Origin of the sequence: Streptomyces sp. NPDC004610, from assembly GCF_040609715.1 — a bacterium.
Lineage (GTDB): Bacteria > Actinomycetota > Actinomycetes > Streptomycetales > Streptomycetaceae > Streptomyces.
In genome coordinates, this window is sequence record NZ_JBEXLA010000005.1 from 207,914 (window position 1) to 229,619 (window position 21,706).

The 21,706-nt window shown below is 73.0% G+C and carries 13 protein-coding genes and 1 pseudogene; all 14 read right to left on the reverse strand.

Annotated features, from left to right (window positions below; all coding sequences use genetic code 11):
- Positions 1-51 precede the first annotated feature (51 nt).
- Positions 52-3,165 carry a glycoside hydrolase family 38 C-terminal domain-containing protein gene (locus ABZX40_RS07725; protein WP_355731066.1) on the reverse strand — a complete coding sequence of 1,038 codons (3,114 nt, stop codon included), beginning with the start codon at positions 3,163-3,165 and terminating at the stop codon, positions 52-54.
- Entirely contained in the window at positions 3,158-5,482 is a 2,325-nt protein-coding gene (locus tag ABZX40_RS07730) for a DUF2264 domain-containing protein (protein WP_355731068.1), read from the reverse strand. The genes ABZX40_RS07725 and ABZX40_RS07730 overlap by 8 nt, the downstream gene beginning before the upstream one ends.
- 132 nt (positions 5,483-5,614) lie before the next feature.
- The gene (locus ABZX40_RS07735) at positions 5,615-7,321 is read right to left on the reverse strand and encodes an ABC transporter substrate-binding protein (RefSeq protein WP_355731070.1); all 1,707 of its coding nucleotides are present in this window, start codon (positions 7,319-7,321) and stop codon (positions 5,615-5,617) included.
- A gap of 20 nt (positions 7,322-7,341) precedes the next feature.
- Positions 7,342-8,307, reverse strand: a complete 966-nt coding sequence (locus ABZX40_RS07740) for a carbohydrate ABC transporter permease (protein WP_355731072.1) — start codon at positions 8,305-8,307, stop codon at positions 7,342-7,344.
- On the reverse strand, positions 8,304-9,290 hold the full coding sequence (locus tag ABZX40_RS07745) for an ABC transporter permease subunit (protein ID WP_355731074.1): 987 nt from the start codon (positions 9,288-9,290) through the stop codon (positions 8,304-8,306). Before ABZX40_RS07745 ends, ABZX40_RS07740 begins: the two co-directional genes overlap by 4 nt.
- A gap of 307 nt (positions 9,291-9,597) precedes the next feature.
- Positions 9,598-10,608 (reverse strand): hydroxyacid dehydrogenase, encoded by a 1,011-nt coding sequence (locus ABZX40_RS07750; RefSeq protein ID WP_355731075.1) that lies wholly within the window; start codon positions 10,606-10,608, stop codon positions 9,598-9,600.
- 87 nt (positions 10,609-10,695) lie between these two features.
- A complete protein-coding gene (locus ABZX40_RS07755) occupies positions 10,696-13,722 on the reverse strand; it encodes a glycoside hydrolase family 38 C-terminal domain-containing protein (RefSeq protein WP_355731077.1) in 3,027 nt (1,008 codons plus the stop codon).
- Positions 13,723-13,784: 62 nt separating this feature from the next.
- Entirely contained in the window at positions 13,785-14,861 is a 1,077-nt protein-coding gene (locus tag ABZX40_RS07760) for a Gfo/Idh/MocA family oxidoreductase (RefSeq protein WP_355731079.1), read from the reverse strand.
- Complete coding sequence (locus ABZX40_RS07765; protein ID WP_355731081.1) at positions 14,846-15,502, reverse strand: ThuA domain-containing protein; 657 nt, start codon at positions 15,500-15,502, stop codon at positions 14,846-14,848. The genes ABZX40_RS07760 and ABZX40_RS07765 overlap by 16 nt, the downstream gene beginning before the upstream one ends.
- 317 nt (positions 15,503-15,819) lie before the next feature.
- A complete protein-coding gene (locus ABZX40_RS07770) occupies positions 15,820-16,560 on the reverse strand; it encodes a YoaK family protein (RefSeq protein ID WP_355731083.1) in 741 nt (246 codons plus the stop codon).
- 136 nt (positions 16,561-16,696) lie between these two features.
- A pseudogene (locus tag ABZX40_RS07775) lies at positions 16,697-17,179 on the reverse strand (DoxX family protein); the annotation flags it as partial.
- A 45-nt stretch (positions 17,180-17,224) separates the two neighbouring features.
- On the reverse strand, positions 17,225-17,887 hold the full coding sequence (locus ABZX40_RS07780) for a hydrolase (protein ID WP_355731085.1): 663 nt from the start codon (positions 17,885-17,887) through the stop codon (positions 17,225-17,227).
- A gap of 97 nt (positions 17,888-17,984) precedes the next feature.
- The gene (locus ABZX40_RS07785; RefSeq protein ID WP_355731495.1) at positions 17,985-19,880 is read right to left on the reverse strand and encodes an amidohydrolase; all 1,896 of its coding nucleotides are present in this window, start codon (positions 19,878-19,880) and stop codon (positions 17,985-17,987) included.
- Between the two features lie 181 nt (positions 19,881-20,061).
- Positions 20,062-21,294 (reverse strand): low temperature requirement protein A, encoded by a 1,233-nt coding sequence (locus ABZX40_RS07790; RefSeq protein ID WP_355731087.1) that lies wholly within the window; start codon positions 21,292-21,294, stop codon positions 20,062-20,064.
- Positions 21,295-21,706 lie beyond the last annotated feature (412 nt).

Sequence of the window (21,706 nt, forward strand, 5' to 3'; positions counted from 1 at the left end):
ACGGACAGGGGCGGGGCCGTGGCCGTGAGGCACAGCCCGCCCGCGCGGCGGTCAGGCTCCAGCCCCTCCCCCCGCCGGCCGCAGCCGCAGCGTGCGGATCTGGAACGGCCGCAGCCGCAGGTCGACGGCACCGACGGCGTCGGCGGTGTCCCCGGCGCGCGGCAGCTCCCGCTCCGGCCGCTCCAGGAGGTCGCAGTCGCTCACGCCCGCGAGCGCGAAACCCGCCGTCAGCCGCGCCGACACCGCGCCCCCGCACGCCTCGTACAGCCGCACCACCACATCGCCGCCCCGGTCGTCGGCGAGTTTCACCGACTCGACCACCACATCGGTGGTGTCCAGGGCGATCAGCGCCTCCGCGCGCGCGGGCGCCGGACGCAGCGGCAGATTCAGGGCGTACCCCCCGGCCACGGCCTCCTCGATCCCGGCGCCCGCCAGCAGCGCGTAGGTGAAGGTGTGCCGACCGCGGTCCGCGTCCGGGTCCGGGCTGTGCGGGGCGCGCAGCAGGGAGAGCCGTACGGTCGTGGTGGTGCCGCCGTCGGAGGGGCGGGTGTCACGGCGGATGTCGTGGCCGTACGTCGAGTCGTTGAGGAGCGCCGCGCCCCAGTGCCGTTCGCCGACATGGACCCAGCGGTGCGCCCACAGCTCGAAGCGGGCCGCGTCCCAGCTGGTGTTCTCATGGGTGGGCCGCTGGACATGGCCGAACTGGATCTCCGCGCTCTCCCGCTCGGCGTGCACATCCAGCGGCCAGGCCGCCTTGAGCACGGTGTCGCGCTCCTGCCAGTCGATGTCGTTGCGGACGGTGACCCGCCGGCTCTCGGCGGCCAGCTCCACATGCTGGACGAACCGTGACGCCCCGTGCGTCCGCTCGACCCGGACCGAGGCGAGCAGCGGACCCTCGTCGGCCAGGGTCACCGCGTCGGCCCCGTCGAGGTCGTGGACCACGTCCCGGTAGTAGGTGTCGATGTTCCACGCCGACCACAGGGTCGGGTCGTCGGGGTGGAGTTGCAGCAGATTGCCGGCCGCGCCCGGGGCGATGGCCTCGCGTCCGGCGGTGTGGTCGTACACGGAGGTGATCAGCCCGCGCCCGTCCACCCGGACGGTGACGACACCGTTGGCGAGGACGAAGCCGCCGTCCTCGGCGACGGCGGTGACCGGCCGCCTCGGCGCGTCCACCGTGCCGCCCGAGGCCAGCGCGCCCACCTCGGCGAGCACCGCCGTCCGCCCGTCGGACAGCGCCTGTCCCCCGGCCGCCCGACCGGCGACGACCGCCACCTCACGGCGGGCGTAGGGACCGGCGTTGAGCAGCGCGGGCCCACCCGGCAGCCGCCCGGCCGCGTCCGCGATCAGCGTCTCCAGCTCGGCGGCGATCTCCGCGTACTCCCGCTCGGCCTGCCGATGCACCCAGGCGATCGAGGAGCCCGGCAGGATGTCGTGGAACTGGTTCAGCAGCACCCGCCGCCACAGCGACTCCAACTGCTCGTACGGGTAGGGGGCGCCCGCCCGGACGGCGGCGGTGGCCGCCCACAGCTCGGCCTCGCGCAGCAGGGCCTCGCTGCGCCGGTTGCCCCGCTTGGTGCGGGCCTGACTGGTGTAGGTGCCGCGGTGGTTCTCCAGATACAGCTCGCCGCGCCACACCGGCAGCCGGTCGCGCTCGGCGCGGGCCGCCGCGAAGAACGCGTCCGGCGACTCCACGGTCACCCTGGGGGAGCCTTCGAGGTCCCGCAGCCGCCGGGCCTTCTCCAGCATGGACCGGGTCGGGCCGCCCCCGCCGTCGCCGTGGCCGAACGGCACCAGGGAGCGGGTCGCCACGCCCTTGTCGCTGAAGTTCCGTTCCGCGTGGGCGAGTTCGGCGGCGGTGAGGGAGGCGTTGTAGCTGTCGACGGGCGGGAAGTGGGTGAAGATGCGGGTGCCGTCGATGCCCTCCCAGTCGAAGGTGTGGTGCGGCAGCCGGTTGGTCTCGTTCCAGGACAGCTTCTGGGTGAGGAACCACTCGGCGCCCGCCAGCCGGGCCAGCTGCGGATAGGCGGCCGTGTAACCGAACGAGTCCGGCAGCCACACCCCCCGCTGCTCCACCCCGAACTCCTCGGCGAAGAACCGCCGCCCGTACACCAGTTGCCGGGCCAGCGCCTCACCGCCGGGCAGATTGCCGTCCGCCTCCACCCACATCCCGCCCACCGGCGCCCAGGTGCCGTCGGCGGCGGCCTTCTTCATCCGCGCGAAGATCTCCGGCCGCCGCTCCTTGATCCAGGCGTACTGCTGCGCCGACGAACAGGCGAAGACCAGCTCGGGGTACTCCTGGGCGAGGGTGGTCATATTGGTGAAGGTGCGCGCGCACTTGCGGATCGTCTCCCGTACGGGCCACAGCCAGGCGGAGTCGATGTGCGCGTGGCCGACCGCGGCGAGGGTGTGCGCGGAGGCGTGGGCGGGCCGGGACAGCACCTCGGCGAGCCGGGCGCGGGCCGCCGCGGCGGTGCCGGGGACATCGGTGGGGTCGACGGCGTCGGCGGCGCGGCGCAGGGCGTAGAGGATCTCGTGGCGGCGGGAGGAGCCGAGCGGCAGCTCGTGCATCAGCTCGTCGAGCACCTCGATGTCATGGACGAGATGCCAGACATCGTCCTCGCGCACCGCGATCTCGGCCTGTTCGAGACGGTAGATATGGGCCTCGCCGGAGGTGTCCGGGGAGCCGTGGTGCAGATGCAGGCCCGCGCTTCCGACGATGGGCGGGTTGGCGGCCAGCTCGATCAGCAGGTCGACCCGCTCACCCCCGGCCGCGCCCTCGGTCAGCAGCACCGTACGGCTGTAGGGGTGCAGGCCCTGGAGGGGGGAGCCGTCGGCGTCGTGGACCAGGCCCTCGGCCTGGCCGCCGGGTCCCTTGGTGAGGTCGAAACCGAGGTCGAAGAGGGCCTCCACCCGGCGGCCCGCCCACGCCCCGGGCAGGTCCGCGCGGGCCCGCAGCCAGGTGGTCGCCCAGGGGCGGCCCCAGGTCGAACCCAGGGCGAAGGGGGCGTAGTCGGCGCCGAGCGCGTCGGCCACCGGCACCGGCTCCCCGTCCACGAACCAGGCGCTCAGGGCGAAGGGCCGCGGGTCGCTGTAGAGGGCGGGACGGATCACCCGGTCCAGCAGCTTGCGGATCCGGGCCTCGATGATCCGGCGGTCGTCATGCACGGGAGACGTCCTTCCAGGGGTCGTACGACGGGTCGGGCGCGGGCAGCCGGACGATGTCCCGCGCTCCGTCCGGCCAGGTCACGTCCGCGCACAGCGCGGTGCCCTCGGCGCGGGCGGCCACCTCGGGCAGGGCGGCGGGATCGGCGGCACCGAGATGGATCAGGGCGAGGTACAGGGTGCCGTGGGCGACGGGCCCCTCGGTCAGGACGACCGGCGTCGCCGACTCGGCGCCCATCGCGTTGCTGTCGGTACCGGGGACGACGGCCGCGAGCGGCAGCCGGTGCGCCCCGACGACGGAGGACACCAGCCCGGCGGTGCCCTCTACCCGGGCGGTGGGGGAGGGGGCTGCGGAGGTGGCCCTGGTGCCTGTCGTGTCCCCGGTGCTGGTGGTGGCCCCGGTGCCGGTGGTGGCCTCGGTGCCTGTCGTGGCCTCGGTGCCGGTGGTGGCCTCGGTGCCTGTCGTGGCCTCGGTGCCGGTGGTGGCCCCGGTACTGGTGGTGGCCTCGGTGCCTGTCGTGGCCCCGGTGCCGGAGGTGGCCGCAGTACTGGTGGTGGCCCCAGTACCTGTCGTGGCCCCGACGCCGATGGTGGCCCCGGTACTGGTGGTATCCCCGGTCCCCGTGGCGGTCCCCGTGGTGGCCCCGGTCGCCACCGCCCACCCCCCGATCCGCAGCACCCGTCCGTCGCCCTCCGGGGCGCCCGGCGCCGGGTCCACCCGTACCGCCCGTACCTCGATCGTGCCGCGCAGGGCGGAGCCGACGGTGATCCAGGGGCCCAGGGTGGAGCCGGTGTCGGGGCCGCCGAAGGGGTCCCAGGTCGCGTCGGCCGGCCAGTGGGCGCGGCTGCGGGAGACGGCGGTGGTGTCGCCGCACGAGACCCGGGTCGCCGGGCGCCGGTGCGAGGCACGGCCGGCGGCGTCGAGCAGCACCACCGCGTTGTCCAGCGGGTCGGTGTCCGCGCAGGACGCCTTGCCCGCGGTGGGGTCGCCCGGGGTCTCGGGCGCGGTGTGCGTCGAGTACGCGAACCGGGCGTAGCAGGGGTCGTCGCTGTGCGGCCGGGCCGGGTCGGCGTGGTCGCCGCCGTGCTGGACGACCCGGACGATCCCGTCGGCGCGGGTGCCGGAGACCAGCCAGCCGGGCGCCGCCAGGCTCCTGGTGAAGTCGGCGCGCTCGACGGGCAGGGGGAGCGCGGGCTCGGTCCACACCGGGTGGTCCGGCGGCAGGGCGAGCCCGATGAAGCCCTTGCTGGCCCAGTAGGGCGAGGCCGGTCCCGAGTAGACCTGGAGGACGCCCCGGAAGGGCCGGTGCCAGCCGAGGGTGAGCAGCCCGTGCTCGTCGGTGGCCCCGTGCCGGGTGAAGTGGTCCAGCATGCGGCTCGCGAGGGCCCGGGTCTCGCCGGGGGCGAGCGGGGTGGCGTCGAACAGGGCGCCGGTCCACAGGGAGGCGAGGGCCGCGTGCCGGTAGGTGAGCGAGCGGCCCTGGACGAGGGGGGAGCCGTTCGCGCCGATCAGCAGCCGCTGGTCGGCGAGGAAGCGGGTGAGGCGGGCGCGGTAGCGGTCGAGCAGTCCGGCGGGTGCCCGGTCCCCGAGGACGCGGCAGAACCACAGCGGGTACAGATGCATGGCCCAGCCGTTGTAGTGGTCGAAGTTGCGGCGCTCCCCGCCGGTCAGCCCGTCGGAGTACCAGCCGTCGCCCGCGTACCAGCCGTCGGTCAGGCCGATCGTGCGGTCCAGGTCCTGCTGGCGCCACCGGCCGCCGACCGTGCGGGCGAACGCCTCGGTGACGCCCTGGAACCAGATCCAGTTGTTGCCGGGCATGGGGTCGCCGACCATCGGTGCCAGCCAGTCCAGGAACCGTTCCCTGACCCGGTCGTCGAGGCGGTCCCAGATCCAGCGGCGGGTCTCGTGCAGGGCGAGCGCGAGGGACGCGGCCTCCACCTTGGCCTGGTTGCACTCGGCGAACGACGGCCAGCGGTCGGGGTGCGCCGGGTCGGTACCGGCGTCGAGCCCGGCCGCGTACCGCTCGGCGAGGCCGTGCGGATCGGCGCCGCCCGCCCCCGCCAGCCGGAACGCGGCCAGCAGGAACGTCCGGGCGAAGCCCTCCAGACCGTCGCTGAGAGGGCCGCTGGAACTGGGGGTTCCGGGGAGCCGGATGAGGGAGTGCGAGTCGCTCGCGTAGGGCCGGACGGCGAGCAGCATCCGGTCGGCGGTCCGCTCCCAGTGGGCACGGTCGTGGGCGGGGGTCCGCTCCCAATGGGCACGGTCCTGGGCGGGGGCCCGCTCCCCGTGGGCACGGTCCTCGGCGGGGGTACGGGTCATGGGCGCGGCTCTCCCTCGTCCTGGGCGGGGGTACGGGTCATGCGGGTCTCCCTCGATCTCCGCCGGGTCCTGGGTCCTGGGTCATGCGGGTGCGTTCCTCCCGCGTCTTCCCGGTCTCCGCTGGGTCCCTGGTCACGCGGTCCGGGCCTCCCACGCCTGTTCGTACTCGGCGCGGATCTGGTCGCCCGCTTCCCTGCGCCAGGTCCTCATCGCGTCGTCCCACTCGCTGAGCGGGAGACGACCCTGCATGATGCCCTTGCGGGTGTCGTCCAGACCGGTCTGGAGCAGGCCCGACTTCCTGGCGTTGGTCGGCGAGTACAGGGATTCGGCCGGGTTGGGCAGCCGTTGCTGGATCGCCTGCTTCTGGAAGGCGTACTGATCGGCCACGATGTCCGTTTTATTGGGATAGTAGAGGGTGAAGGGGGCGTCCGTGGCGAAGATTGTCGGCAGGGTGACCTCGGCGGTGCCCTGCGGGGTGAGCACCGGATCGGTGCCGCGCAGGGTGTGATCGGGGCCCTGGACGCCGTACTTGCGCAGCAGATAGCCGTCCGTGCCGAAGGGGGAGGCGAGCGCGTTCAGGGCGCGCAGGATCTGCTGGATCCGTGCCTTGGGCGCCTTCTTCAGCAGCAGCGTGGCGTAGCTGGACTGGCCCTGCCACTGCACGCCCGCGCCGCCGTCCCAGCCCGGCGCGATCATGTGGCCGATGTCCATGCCCTTCGCGTTCGGGCCGTAGACCGTGTAGTAGTCGTTCCAGGCGACCGGGCCGTCGGGGTTCATGACGGTGTGCCCGGTGCCGAACCACTCCTTGGCCTTGCCGAGGACGGTGTAGGTGTCCGGGTGCATGAGCCCGGCCTTGGTGAGCGACCGGACGGCGTCCAGGGCCTGCTTGGCCTCCTCGGTCTCGTGGTACCAGGTGAACCGGCCGCCCTCCTCGCGCCACTTGTTGGGCGCGCCCAGCGACTGCATCGCGAAGTCCCAGGCGGTGACGCTCTCCCCGAGCGCGTACCGGCCCGCCTTGGGGTCGGTGGCGTCCTGGCACAGCTTGACGAACTCGGCCCAGTTCTTCGGGTTCGGGTCGAGGCCGCGCTCCTTGAGCAGATCGAGCCGCACGAAGTTGGGGCCGCCGGACAGCGGCCGGGGCATCGGCACCGAGTAGATCCCGCCGTTGAACACCGTCATCGCCCAGGAGGCGCTGGGAATGTTCGCGAGATACGGGTAGTCGCGGACGGCGTCGCCGGACAGATGCGGGGTGAGGTCCTCGAACAGGGTGTTCATCATGTCCGGGGAGGCCGCCGCGTTGGAGTTCGGCGGCAGCATCAGCATCGCGTCGGGCAGATCGCCGCCCGCGATGGTCACGGCGAACTTGCTCGGGTAGTCGCCGACCGGCGTGATCCGGAAGTTGAGATCGCAGCCCACGTACCGGTTGAGGGCCTGCCACATGGTGTTGCGGTCCACCGGCGGCGGCACCGGGTTGAAGATCAGCGTCATGATGTCGATCGGATCGCCCTTCGCGGGCGGCCCGTCGGGGAAGGCCCGGACGGGGTCCTCGGGGTAGTGCAGATGGCCGGGGGCCACTCCGTCGGCGGTCGCGGGCATGGCGGTCTCGACGCCCCGGTACGGGAGGTACGTGGGCAGCGGCACCTGGGCGTTGGCCGCGGCGGTCGACACCGGGACATGGTCGCCGCAGGCGGAGAGCGTCAGTCCGGCCGCGACACCGGCGGCGGAGGCGAGCAGACCGCGGCGGGTGATGCCGTTCGGTACTGCGGTCACCGGCCCGCGGCGGGTGATGCCGTCCGTCACCGCGGTCACCGGCCCGCGGCGGGTGCGTCCCTTGTTCACTGGGTTCCTTCCTTCGTCGTTCATCCCTTCACCGCCCCGACCATCACGCCCTTGTTCATATGCCGCTGGAGGAACGGGTAGATCACCACGATGGGCAGGATCGACAGCACCAGGATCGCCGCCTGGAGGGACTGCACCGGCGGGATCGGCGCCCCGGCCGCCACATCCACCTGACCGCCGCTGAGCTGGGCGTTGTTGACGACATAGGTGCGCAGCACCATCTGCATGGGCCATTTGGCGGTGTCGTTGATGTAGAGCATCGCGTTGAAGAAGGCGTTCCAGTACGTCACCGCGTAGAACAGGCCGATGACGGCGACCGACGCCTTCGACAGCGGCAGCACGATCCTCAGCAGGATCTTCATCTCGGACGCCCCGTCGATCCGGGCCGCGTCGATCAGCTCCTGCGGCAGCCCCATGAAGAACGACCGCAGCACGATCACATTGAACGCGTTGATCAGTCCGGGCAGGATCAGCGCCCCGTAGCTGTTGATCAGCCCGAGCTGCTTGACCATCAGATAGCTGGGGATGACCCCCGGCACGAACAGCATCGACATCAGCAGCAGCATCAGCACCGGCTGGTGTCCGAAGGACCCCGGCCGGCTCAGCCCGTAGGCGAGGAAGATCGAGCAGACGAGGCTGAGCGCGGTGCCGACGACGGTGACCCCGACACTGACGAGCATGGCCTGCGAGACCAGCCCGCCGGAGAGCAGCGCCGAGTAGGCGCCGAAGGTGATGTCCCGGGGCCACAGGACATAGCCGCCGGCCTCGGTCACCTGCGTGCTGCCGGCCACCGAGGTCGAGATGATGGCGAGGAACGGCAGGAGGACCAGGATCACGCAGATCAGCAGGATCACGGACTTAGTGGCCCGCCAGGGGAGCGCGCCCGGGGTCTCGCCGGGTATCGCGCTGTAGGTGCGCTTCGGGGGCTTCGGGTCCGGCGCCTTCGCGTTCCGGCGGACCGGGCGCGCGGGATTCAATGTGGTCACTTCCGGTACACACCTTCCTCGCCGAAGAAGTGGGCGATCTTGTTGGCGCCCAGCACGAGGACGACCCCCACGGCCCCCTTGACCAGGCCGACCGCGGCGCTGACGCCCCACTGCCCGCCGACGACACCGTTGTTGTAGACATAGGTGTCCAGGACCTCGCTGTTCTCCAGGCCCACGCCCTGCTGCTGGAGCACGATCTGCTCGAAGCCCACCGACAGCGCGTCCCCCAGCCGCAGGATCAGCAGCAGGACGACCAGACCGCGCAGCGCGGGCAGGGTGACATGCCAGGTCTGCCGCCACCGGCTGGCCCCGTCCGCCGCAGCCGCCTCGTAGAGGTTCTGGTCCACCCGGGACAGGGCGGCGAGGAACAGGATCGTGCCCCACCCGGTGTCCTTCCAGATCACCTGGGAGGTCAGCAGGGTCTTGAACAGCTCGGGGTTGCCGATGATGTTCCAGGTGCCCATGTCCTGGGCCTGGAGGAAGAGATTGAGCATCCCGGCGTTGCCCAGCATCTGCTGGAACAGGGCGACGATGACCACCCAGGAGAGGAAGTGCGGCAGATACAGGACATTCTGGATCCACTTCTTGATCCGCTCGCTGACCAGGCTGTTCAGCGCCAGTGCCAGCAGGATCGGCGCGGGGAACACGAACACGACCTGGATCAGGGTCAGCTGGAGCGTGTTGTTGAGCGCCCGCAGGAACTGCTCGTCACCGCCCAAGAGGACGGAGAAGTTCTCCAAGCCGCTCCAGGGGCTGTGCAGGATGCCGATGTAGGGCTGGTAGTCCTGGAACGCGATCACATGGCCGAGCAGCGGCACATAGTGGAACAGCAGCAGGACGGCCAGGCCCGGCAGGACGAACCAGAACAGGGCGAGGTCCCGGCGGCCGTGCGGTCGCAGTCGGCCCGGTCGGCGGAGACGGCCCCTGTCCGGCCGTCGGCCCTTCTCGGCCACTTCCGTGGCCGGTGGTGGGAGCGTTGTCATGGAGTGCCTTTCGAGAGACGGGCACCGTCGGCCGATCCCTGGGCGGGTGGTTTATCGAATCGCCGTTAGTCGAATCGTTCGATGAACTTCCGTCATGGGCGTACGGGGGCGGATTGTGCGGAGGGAAGTCTGAGGGTGGCGCGGGGGGTGGGGACCGGGCAGCCGGAGGCGGCGAGGGCCCTGGGTCGGGAAGTCGGAGGCGGCGAGGGCCCTGGGTCGGGAAGTCGGAGGCGGCGAGGGCCCTGGGACGGGAAGTCGGAGGCGGCGAGGGCCCTGGGACGGGAAGTCCGGGCCCGCTCGGCGGCCGTCAGGCCAGGTGCCGCAGCCCGTCGCGGGTGACCTCGCCGAGCAGGGGCTCGCCCGCCAGCCAGCGCGCGGCCTCCTCGACCGCGTAGGCGCCCAGGCGGCGGACCTCGCTGCCCTGCGCACCGGCGATGTGCGGGGTGACCAGCACATGGGGCAGGGAGTACAGGGGATGGCCGGGTGGCAGCGGCTCGGGGTCGGTCACATCGAGGTACGCCTCCAGCCGGCCCGCGGCACACTCCGCGGTCAGCGCCTCGGTGTCCACCAGGGCGCCGCGCGCGGTGTTGATCAGCGCCCCGCCGTCCGGGATCGACGCCAGCAGCCCGGCGTCGAGCAGCCCCGTCGTCTCGGGCAGCAGCGGGGCGTGCACGCTGACCACCGCCGAGCGGCGGCACAGCTCGGCGAGTCCGACCCGCTCGGCACCGAGCCGCCGCGCCTCCTCGTCGGTGACATGGGGGTCGCTGACCAGCACCCGGTAGTCGGCGTCGGCCCGGCGCAGCCCCTCGATGACACCCCGGCCGATCCGGGACGCGCCGATGATGCCCACCGGCAGCCCGTCGGCGCCGGGCCGGTCGGTGACGGTGGGCCAGACGGTGCCGTGCCCGGCGGCGGACGACAGGGTGCGGCGGGCGGCGAGGGCGATGAGCGCCAGGGTGAACGACACGACAGGGCCCGCGTTGGCGTCCGCAGCCGACGAGACGGTGATCCCGCGCTCCCACACCGCGTCCCCGACCAGCGCCTTCACCGTGCCCGCGGCATGCAGCACCGCCCGCAGCCGGGGCGCCCGCGCCAGGACCCCGGCGTCCAGCGGCGGACAGCCCCAGCCGGTGAGCAGGATCTCCGCCTCCGCCAGCTCCTTCGGGTACCCGGCCCCCGACCAGGGCTCGACCAGGACGGCATCGGTGAGCGAGGCCAGCCGCGCGAACACCTCCGCAGGCAGCACGAGATCGACGACGGCCGGGTCCATGACACAGACCGCCCTGGGGCGTTCGGGGAGTGCGGGTGGTGCGGTCATGAGCGGTCCTTTGCCGGTGCGGAACAGCTGGTGCGAGCGGGAGTGACAGACCTTCGGACTGTAGGGGCGGGTGCCGGGCGGGGCGGGTCAGGCGCGGGGCACGCGCAGGGTCACCAGCTGGAACGGACGCAGATCCAGCACCAGCGCCCCGTCCCGGTGGGCCGGTGGCCCGGCGTCCGGGAGCGGCCGTTCCAGCAGATCGGTGCGGACGGCCCCGCCCGCGCAGGCCCCGTCGATCCGGACCGTGGCGCGGGCCCGGCCGCCCCGGGACTCGTACAGCCGGACCACCAGGTCCCCGCTGCGGTCGTCGGCGAGCTTCACCGCGCTGACCACCACCGCGTCCGTGTCCACGGCGACCAGCGGGGCGACCCGCTCCACCGCGCCCGTCACCCGCCGCTCGGGCAGCTGGGCCCGGTGGCCCTCGCGCACCGCGTCACCGATCGAGGCACCCGGCACCAGCGCGTGCCGGAACCGGTGCACCCCCTGATCGGTCTCCGGGTCGGGATAGCGCGGCGCCCGCAGCAGCGAGGCCCGCACGGTCGTCGTCGTGCCCCCGTCGCCCCCGGTGCGCACCGAGCGGGTCACATCATGGCCGTAGGTGGCGTCGTTGACGACGGCGACCCCGAAGCCCGGCTCGTCGACATGGACGAAACGGTGGTTGCACGCCTCGAACTTGGCCCACTCCCAGCTGGTGTTCTGATGGGTGGGCCGGTAGGTGTGCCCGAACTGGGTCTCGGCGGCGTACCGGTCGGCCTTCACATCCAGCGGGAACGCCAGCTTCAGGAACTTCTCCCGCTCGTGCCAGTCCACCTCGGTGTCGATGTCGAGCCGCCCCGCGTCCACCGGCACCCGGAGCACCTGGGTGACCGTCGAGTCGCCGAAGGCCCGCTCGATCCGCACCCCGCCGTCCCCGGCCACCAGCGCGCTCACCCCGGTCAGATCCCGGCCGACATTGCGGTAGAACGCGTCCACGTCCCAGGCGTCCCACTGGTTGGGGAAGTCGGGGTGCAGCTGGAGCAGATTCGCCGCCCGCCCCGGCGCCACCGCCTCCCGCCCGGCCTCCCGGTCGTACGCCGAGACCACCAGGCCCCGCCCGTCGATCTCGACCCGCAGCCACGCGTTCTCCAGCACGAAACCGCCCCCGGCGCGCGGCACCGGCACCACCGAGCCACCCGCCGCGCGCACCCCCGCGCCCAGCGCCGGGACCCCGCCACGGGCATGCGGGGCGGAGTTGAAGCACAGCTCCACCTCCCCGTCCCCGGCCAGCGCCCGCTGCGCCGCCCCGATGATCCCCTCCAGCTCCCGCGCCACCCGCGCGTAGGTCTCGCGCGCCTCCCGGTGCACCCAGGCGATGGACGACCCGGGCAGGATGTCGTGGAACTGATGCAGCAGCACCGTCTTCCAGATCCGGTCCAGCTCCTCGTACGGATACGGCGCCCCGGCCCGGACGGCGGCGGTGGCCGCCCACAGTTCGGCCTCGGTCAGCAGGGACTCGCTCCGGCGGTTGCCGCGCTTGGTCCCCGCCTGGCTGGTGAGGGTGGCCCGGTGCAGCTCCAGATACAGCTCGCCCACCCACACCGGCGGCTCCGGGTACTCGGCCTCGGCCTGGGCGAAGAACTCCCGCGGGCTCTCCCACACCACCACCGGGGCGCCGTCCAGCGCGCGCATCCGGGCCGCCCTGGCGACCATCTCCCGGGTGGTGCCGCCCCCGCCGTCGCCGTACCCGGTCGGGGCCAGCGACCGGGTCGCCACCCCCTTCTCCTTGAAGTTGCGGACGGCGTGGGCGAGTTGGGCGCCGGTCATCTCGCAGTTGTAGGAGTCGACCGGCGGGAAGTGGGTGAAGATCCGGGTGCCGTCGATGCCCTCCCAGCGGAAGGTGTGGTGCGGGAAGGAGTTGGTGCGGCTCCAGGAGATCTTCTGGGTGAGCAGCCGGGTCGAACCCGCCGCCGCGATGATCTGCGGCAGACCGGCGGCGAACCCGAAGGTGTCGGGCAGCCACACCTCGTCGCCCTCGATCCCGAACTCCTCCAGGAAGAACCGCTTGCCGTGCACGAACTGCCGGGCCATCGCCTCCGACCCCGGCATATTGGTGTCCGACTCCACCCACATCCCGCCCGTCGGCACGAACCGCCCGTCGGCGACCGCCTTCTTGACCTTGGCGTACACCTCCGGCCGGTGCTCCTTGAGCCAGGCGAACTGCTGCGCCTGCGACATCGCGAAGACGAAGTCCGGCTCCTCCTCCAGCAGCGCCGTCATATTGGACGCCGTACGGGCCACCTTGCGGACCGTCTCGCGCAGCGGCCACAGCCAGGCCGAGTCGATATGGGCGTGGCCCACCGCGCTGATCCGGTGCGCGGTCGCGCCCGCCGGAGTGGCGAGCACCCCGGCGAGTTCGTCCCGTGCCGCCTGCGCGCTCCCGCCGACGTCCTGGAGGTCCACGGCGTCCAGCGCGCGGCCGACCGCCCGCAGGATCTCCCAGCGGCGGGCCCCGTCGAGCGGCAGCTCGGCCATCAGCTCGCCGAGCACCTCCAGATCCAGCGCGAGGTTCCACACCGTCTCGTCGAACACCGCGAGCCGCATCTCGCCCAGCACGTACTGCGGCTGATCGCCCGCCGTCTCCTTGTCGCCGAGCGGCGTCGGCTGGAACGGCGGGCGGCCGACGCCGTCGATGTCCGGGTTGGAGGCCGCCTCGATCCGCCAGCGCACCCGCTCCCCGCCCGCCACCGGCGCACCGACCCGGACATGGTTGTTGCGCGGGTGCAGTCCCTTGACCGGGGTGCCGTCCGGCCGGTAGACGAGCCCCTCGCACTGGAAGCCGGGGGTGCGCGGGGTGAAGCCCAGGTCGAGCACGGCCTCCACGGTCAGTCCCGCCCACTCCTCGGGCACCGTGCCGGTCACCTCGAACCAGCTCGTGCCCCAGGGCGCTCCCCACGCGGTGCCGGGGGCGATCGGGCGGGTGGGCACCGCCAGCCCCTCGGCGACGGGCACGGGCTCGCCGGTGGTGGACCAGATCCCGACGGACAGCGGCACCGACAGGGGGTGGACCTCCGGCCGGATGCGTTCGCGCAGAACGCGTTCGAGACGGGCTTCGACCAGCTTCCGATCGTCGTGCATAAGAGGCGGTCTCCTGTATGCGGCGGTGGGGACGGGGGAGAGGGGACGATGGGTGACGCGGGTCAGGGCACCAGGTCGGGGCGCTCACAGGTGCTGGTCACCGGGAGCGCGCGGCCCTCGCCGGCTGCGTCCAGCAGCGTCAGCATCACATCCAGGACATGCGCGGCGAGTTCGGCGGAGGCCCGGTGCGGGCGCCCGGCCTCCAGCGCCCCGGCGAGGTCGGCGAGTCCGGTGCCGCGCCCGGCCCCGCGGTAACCGGCGGCCACCGGCAGCGGCTGCCAGCCGTCACCCCGGTGGATCTCGACCGGGCCGTCGAAGCCGTTGGGGTCCGGCACCGACAGCGAGGCGGCGGTGCCGTGCACCTCGATCCGGGGCAGCCGCGCCGCCCGCACGTCGAAGCTCATGATCAGCGTGGACAGTGCGCCGTCCGCGTGCTCCAGGACACCGGTGATGTGGGTGTCCACCTCGACCGGGAAGGTGTGCCCGGCGCGGGGCCCGCTGCCGATGGTCCGCTCGGCGCGCGGCCGGGAGGCGGCACCGGTCACCTTCACCACCGGACCGAGCAGATGCACCAGCGCGGACAGATAGTAGGGACCCATGTCGAGGAGCGGGCCACCGCCCGGCCGGTAGTAGAACTCCGGGTCCGGATGCCACTTCTCGTGCCCGGCGCTCGTCATGAACGCCGTCGCCGACACGGGCGTGCCGATCAGTCCGTCGTCGACCGCCCTGCGGGCGGTCTGGGTCGCGGTGCCGAGGACGGTGTCCGGCGCGCAGCCCACCCGCAGGCCCGCCTCCCGCGCCGCCGCGAGCACCGCGTCGGCCTCCTTGCGGTCCGCCGCGAGCGGCTTCTCCCCGTACACATGCTTCCCCGCGGCCAGCGCCGCGAGCGCCACCTCCGCGTGCGCGGCCGGGACGGTCAGATTGAGGACGGCGTCCACGTCGTCCCGCGCGACCAGCTCACCGACGTCCGCCGCCACCGCCACCCCGCCGCCCGCCTGGGCGGCCAGCGACCGCGCACGATCCCGGTCCAGATCGGTGACGGCGGTCAGCCGTACGGAGGTCAGCTTGTCCAGGGTGGCCAGATAGGCGCCGCTGATCTTGCCCGCGCCCACGATGCCGACCCTCAACGGCTCGCCCACAGCAGTCCCCTCTCGGTCAGCGCGCGCACCTGCGGCACATCGAAGTCGTCCGGCTTGTGCCCGATGGTCGAGACGAACACCCGGCCCGCGCCATAGGTCCGCGTCCACACGGCGGGCACCACCGAGGCCCGGTCGCGCAGTTCGTCCGGCGGGAAGGTGGTGGTGGCGAGCACGTCGTTGTGCGGATCGGTGAGGACCCAGTACTGCTCGGTGTGCACCTCGAAGTCCGTGAGGCCCGCGATCACCGGATGGTCGGCCCGCTCGGGCACCAACCGCACGGTGTGGTCGTGGAAGCCGGGCGGATGCAGGACGAACGCGCCGCCGGTCAGCAGGTGGTAGCCATGGTCGTGGAAGCTGTCGACGATGCCGCCGTGCCAGCCGGCGAAGCCCGTCCCCGCCCGCACGGCGGCGGCGAGCCCGGCGCCCTGCTCCCGGGTCAGGGTGCCCATGGTCCAGCATTGGACAACGATGTCATTCGCCGCGAGGCGCTCCGCGTCCGCGTACACCGCGAGGTCCTCGCTGGTCTCGACGGCGAAGCCCCGCTCCTTGAGGAACGGGACGAACAGGTCGCTGATGGTCACGGGCTGATGCCCGTCCCAACCGCCGCGGACGATCAGCGCCCGCCGGGTGTGGGTGGTCAAGTGGAAGCACGCTCCCCTCGGCGCCGCGTGCGGCCGTGCGGCGGTCGAAGTGGTGAGTGGGGCGGAAGACACCCGGCGAAGGACCCGAAGCGGAAGCGGCTCCTGTTCGGGCGGTGCCGGGTGGTTGGTTCCTTCGGACGGTATGAATCACGGCAGTTGTTTGTCAATACGTTGGACTAAGTCTGATGGTGAGGGTTGTGGCGGGAGTTGTGGCAGGGGGCAGGGGTTGAGGCCGGGGCCGGGGCCGGGCTTGGGCCCGGGAACAGCCGAGGGCGGCCGGACCCAGGGTCCGGCCGCCCAGTGGTGGACGAGGTCGCTCAGGACGCCGGCGGACGCGTCCAGTCCGCGCCGGACGCCGACAGCCGGTACGCGGCCACCGAGGTGGCGACGATCAGCGCCAGGACGATCCCCAGCAGCAGCGTGAACCGGCCGGACTCGATGAGAACCGCCCCCGCCAGTGCGCCGAGGAACATGACCAGCACCGAGAGGATCCGCCGCCCGGGGCGGGGCGCCTTGCCGCCTGCCGTGGGGGAGTCGGCGGCCAGGCCGGTCAGGGTCAGCGTCAGGACGGTCGTGGTGAGGTCCGGGACGCCGAGGCGCCGGGCGACCGCGTTCTGCGCGCCCATCGCCACCCCGAGGAACACGATCAGGACGTACCGGACGGTCGTGGTGACCTCCCCGCCCGTGGTCGCGGCGGCGACCACGGTGACCGCGACCAGCACCGCCTGGACCGCCGTCATCGCCGCCAGCATCCGGCCCCGGTTCGCGGCGAACCGGGACGCCAGGCGGCCCCCGGCCAGCGCCCCGGTGAGGAACGCCGCCAGGGACACGACCGAGGCCAGGGCGGACAGCCCGTCCGCGCCGGTCAGCGCGAAGCCGAGGAAGACCACGTTGCCGGTCATGTTGGCCACGAACACCTTGCCCAGGCCCAGGTAGCTCACCGCGTCCACCAGCCCGGTGATCAGGGTCAGGGTCAGCATCAGCGGCGGCAGCGGGCCGTGCGGGTCGGCCCGGGGCGGGACCACGGTCCGGTAGAGGTCAGTCAGCAGTGCGCGCACGACGAACCCCTTCCGTCCCGGAGTTCGCCCCGGAGCCCGTCCCGGAGTTCGCCCCGGAGCCGGTTCCGGAGTCCGTTCCGGAGTCCGTTCCGGAGTCCGTCCCGGAGCCCGTTCCGGCGTCCGTTCCGGCCGTAGCCGGGCGGCGGTGCAGCGCGGCCCGGGTGAACAGGCCGCTCAGCGGCCCCAGCACGATCGCCGCGACCGCGATCCACACCGGCCAGGGCGTCACGCCCAGCACCTGGTCCAGGGACCAGCGGCCCGGACCGGTCAGCGCCAGCGAGGCCGACACGGCGACCAGGACGAGCGGATACTCGTACCCGTCGTGCTGGACCCACAGGCCCTTGTGCCACTTGACCGTGCCCGCGACCGTCATCACCCCCATCGCGGCCATCGCCGCCAGCGGGGTGAGCAGTCCCGTGGCCAGGAACAGCCCGGCCCCGATCTGGCTGCCGCCCGCGGCGACCGCGGTCAGCCGCCCGCCCCGGAACCCGTCCCGGCGGAACTCCTCCGTCCCGCCCTCCAGCCCGTCGCCGCCCAGCAGATGACTCACCTTCTGCACCCCGTGACCGGCGATGAGCACTCCCACCACCAGCCGCAGCAGCAGCAGTCCAGCGTCCATGGTTCTTCCCGTCTGTTCCTGACTCGCCTGTGCCCGACCGGTGGCTCAGCCGGCCGCGTGCGCGCCGATGACGGCCTGGGCGTAGACGACCCCGATGCCGTAGGCGCCGCCGTGCTCCTTCACCAGTTCCGTCACGGCCCTGTAGGTCTCGGTGCGCGCCCAGTCCCGCTGGAGCTCCAGCAGCACCTGCACCCAGGTGACCGGGACGGCACCGGCGGCCACCATCCGCTGGAGCGCGTGCTCATGGGCCTCCGGGCTGACCCCGCCCGAGGCGTCGGCGACCACATAGACCTCGTAGCCCTGGGAGATCGCCGAGAGCACCGGGCCCACCACGCACACCTCGGTCCACAGGCCCGCTATCACCAGCTTGGGCCGGCCGGTCGCCTTGACCGCCGCCACGAACGCCTCGTCCTCCCAGGCGTTCATCGTCGTCCGGTCGATGACGTCGTTGTCGGGGTCCACGGCCGCGATCTGCGGCAGGAGCGGGCCGGAGAACGACTCGGCGGCCACCGTGCTCAGCACCGTCGGCACACCGAAGACCTTGGCGGCCTTGGCGAGACCCACGGTCGCGTTGATGATCGAGGTGCGGTCACCGCTGCCGGTGGCGAAGAACATCTGGGGCTGGTGGTCCACCAGCAGCACCGCGCAGTTGTCCGGGGTCAGCAGGTCGGGACCGGGAGTGGCGGTGACCTGGGCGATGTCGACCATGAGGGGGTGCCTTTCCTTCGGTTTCACAGCAGGGCACGGACCGGTGTCCGCGCCTCGGTGGGCCCGTCCCGCGGGGGGACGGGAGTCATCTGGGGGATCAGAGGGAGAAGCAGGGGTCGAAGAACGCCCCCGCCAGTTCGTCCGCCGTGTGCCGCGCGGCGAGACCGCGGTCCGCACGCCACAGCCGGTGCCGCTCGGACTCGGCGGCGGCCTCGCCGATCCGTTGCGCCTGCTGAACGCCCGGGACCGGGTTCGCCCGGCCGGACTGGTAGCCGCCGTAGTGGGCGACCGGGCTCCAGTCCGGGGCGATGGCGGGCAGGGCCTCGTCCAGGCCCTCGTACTCGGCGGCGGCGTAGACGATCCGGCCGCCGGTGACCGTCAGCAGGGACTCGATGTGCGCGATCTCCGGCTCGGGGACGGCGAAGTAGTCCTCCGACAGCACCGCGAGATCGGCGTAACAGCCGGGCCGTAGTACGCCCTTGACCTGCTCCTCGCCGGTCAGGACGGCGCCCGCGCGGGTGAACATGTCCAGCGCGGTGCGCCGGTCGACCCGGTTGGACGGCGGGCGCAGGGCCGCTCCGCCCAGGGTGCGGCCACTGATCAGCCAGTGCAGGGCCACCCATGGGTTGTAGGTGGAGACCCGGGTGGCGTCGGTGCCCCCGGCGACGGTCAGTCCGCGCTGGAGCATCTCGCGCAGCGGCGGGGCGTCCGCGGCGGCGCCGGGGCCGTAGCGGCGCAGGAACGCCTCGCCCTGGAAGGACAGCCGGTTCTGCACGGACATCGCGCCGCCCAGCGCGACGACCCGGTCCAGGCTGTCCGCCGACACCGTCTCCGCGTGGTCGAACAGCCAGCGGTTCCCGGCGGGGAACAGTCCCTCGGCGGCCAGCTTCTCGAACACGGCGAGGTCGCGGCGGATGGTCTCGTCGTAGGTGGCGTGCAGCCGGAAGCCCCAGCCGTGCTCCATCAGCAGCCGGACCGCCTTCTCGAACTCGCTCTCATAGGGGGCGAGTTCGGGCCGGGGCTGGGCGAAGTTCTCGAAGTCGGCGGCGGCCCAGGTGAGGTTCTCCCCGGCGCCGTTGAGGCGCAGCCAGGCGTCGCCGTCCTCGGGGCGGGCGGTCTCGGTCCAGCGCCGCAGATCGTCCAGTTCCTGGCCCGCGGTCTGTGGGAAGAGGTGGTAGGCGATCCGCAGGGAGAGCTGTCCGGCGGCGGCCAGTTCGACGACCGTGGAGTAGTTCTCGGGGAAGTTCTGGAAGCCGCCCGCCGCGTCGATCGCCGAGGTCAGCCCGAACCGGTTGAGTTCGCGCAGAAAGTGCCGGGTCGACGTGGTGCGGTCCGCGCCCTCCAGCACCGGCGCCTTGGCCAGCGTCGAGTACAGGATGAGCGCGCTGGGCGCGGCCAGCAGCATGCCGGTGGGCGCCCCGTCCCGGCCGCGCACGATCTGGCCGCCCTTGGGTTCCGGGGTGCCCCTGCCGATACCGGCCGCCTTGAGCGCGGCCCGGTTGAGGACGGCCGCCTGGTAGAGGTGCAGGACGAACACGGGGGTGTCCGGGGCGGCCTCGTTCAGCTCGGCGACCGTCGGCAGCCGCCGCTCGGCGAACTGCTCGGCCGACCAGCCGCCGACCACGCGCACCCACTGTCCCTTCGGTGTCCGCCCGGCCTGCTCGCGGAGCATGGCGAGACCCTGCCGCAGCGACCGCACCCCGTCCCAGCGCAGCTCCAGCACATAGTTGAGGCCGCCCCGGATCACATGCAGATGGGCGTCGTTGAGACCGGGGACCATCCGGCGGCCGAGGGCGTCGACCACCGTGGTGCGCGCACCGATGTGCCGGGCCATGTCGCTGTCGTCGCCGACGACGGTGATCACCCCGTCCCGCACGGCGAGCGCCTCGGCGTGCGGGCGGCGCGGATCGCCGGTGTGGACGGTCGCGTTGCGGACGACGAGATCGGCGGCGTCGGTGTCGGCGGCTCGGGGCACGAGCCCGCCGACGGGCATGGGTGACACCTGGGTCAACCTCCTTCAGTACGGGGGAGTGCCGGACGCGGTGGGCCGCTGCCAGCGGGGGCGCGCTGCCGGGCTGCCCCGACGTTAGGCCGGAACAGCGCCGCCGCTTTCGCCGCATGTGCACTGCCTCTGTCCTGACCGTGCACGGAGACACCGGCGGGCGCGGCCCGGCTCAGCCCCGCGGCGAGCGCCCCGCGAAGAGCCACCCGGCCCCCTTCTCCTCCCTCATCCCCGCTCCCGCTCCTGCCCTCCGGTCCGACACCACGACCGCGACGACCAGCGCCGTCGACAGCACCCCGGCCGTCAGCGCGGGCGCGGGCAGCAGCGCGGCGACCGGCAGCAGCGCGGCCACCACCGGATACCCCCACTCCACCCGCGAACCCCGCCGGTGCGGCCGTATGTGCACGGCCCAGACGGTGAGCAGGAAGACCGCCAGTGGCACGGTCACCGCGGCCCCGGCCACCGGCCCCGCCCCATGACCGGTCAGCAACTCGGCGTACGCGGCCAGCCCCGCGCCCTCCGCCGCCGCGGCGGCGAACACCAGATAGTGGCCGTACGACCAGGTGAACCGGCGCCGGTTCACCCGGTGGGTGGTGGCGAGGAGGGCGTGGGCCGGGCGGGTGAAGTACAGCCACCACATCCCGAACACCGTCAGCAGCCCGCCCGCCGCGAGCGCGTAGAGCGCCCCGGACTGATGCTCCCGGCCGAACGCCTCCCGTACGGCCGTGGCCGCCGCCGCGATCGACTCACCGAGCACGATCAGCAGGAACAGCCCGTAGCGCTCGGCGATATGCCCCGGATGCCAGGGCGTCATCCCGGCGGCCTGCGCCCACACCGGTACGGCCATCTCCGCCACGATCATCACGACCACCCCGGCCGCCCACACCGGGTCCGGCAGGAACAGCAGCCCCACCCACCCGACCTGACACACCATCACCCCCCGCGCGAACCGCAGTGCGGTCCTCCGGCGCCCCGGGTCCGCCCCGGCCACCCGCAGCCACAGCACGGTGAGCGTCGTCCGCAGCAGCAGATAGCCCAGGGTGATCAGCACGAGGTCACCCTCGGCGAACGCCCCCTGCACCCCCGCCGCCAGCACCAGCGACCCGGCGATCTGGAACAGCACGGCCAGCCGGTACGGCACATCGTCGGGGTCGTAGGCGGAGGCCAGCCAGGTGAAGTTCATCCACGCCCACCAGATGGTGAAGAACACCACCGCGTAGCGCAGCACCCCCTCGACGGAGTGCCCCTCGGCCACCGCGTGCCCCAGCCCGTGCGACGCCTGCGCCACCGCGATGACGAAGCACAGGTCGAAAAGCAGCTCCAGCGAGGTCGCCGCCCGGTGCGGCTCCTCGGGGTCCCGGCCCGTCATGGTCCGGCGTTCCGCACGCGGCGCTGTGGGGCTCATGGATCTCCTCGCGGTCTCGGCGGGCCGCGCGTCCGTACCGCGCACCGGGAGCCCCGCCCGGCCTCACTGTGGCCGGTCCCCACCCCGCGCGACGCCCGTGCGCGCACGGATGCTTGCCTCCCAGCGCGCGGTTGCCGGACGCGCACCGGTGGGCGATTCTCGCGACGGCCGCAGAGGCGCCCCGATAGGGGCGCGGGGAACTGCGCGAGGGACCCACCACCGTCCCGCACCCGACAACGGCGCTCCCCGCGGAGCGCCACGCTCCGGCGCGAACGGCGCATACAACGGGCGGGAAACGATCCGGAAGACGATCGCGCGCCCTACCCACCACCGCGCCCCCGCCTCACTGTGGAGTGGATCGCACAGCAAGAACAGCCGACCCAGACGCCCCCACACCCACCCGGCCTCCACC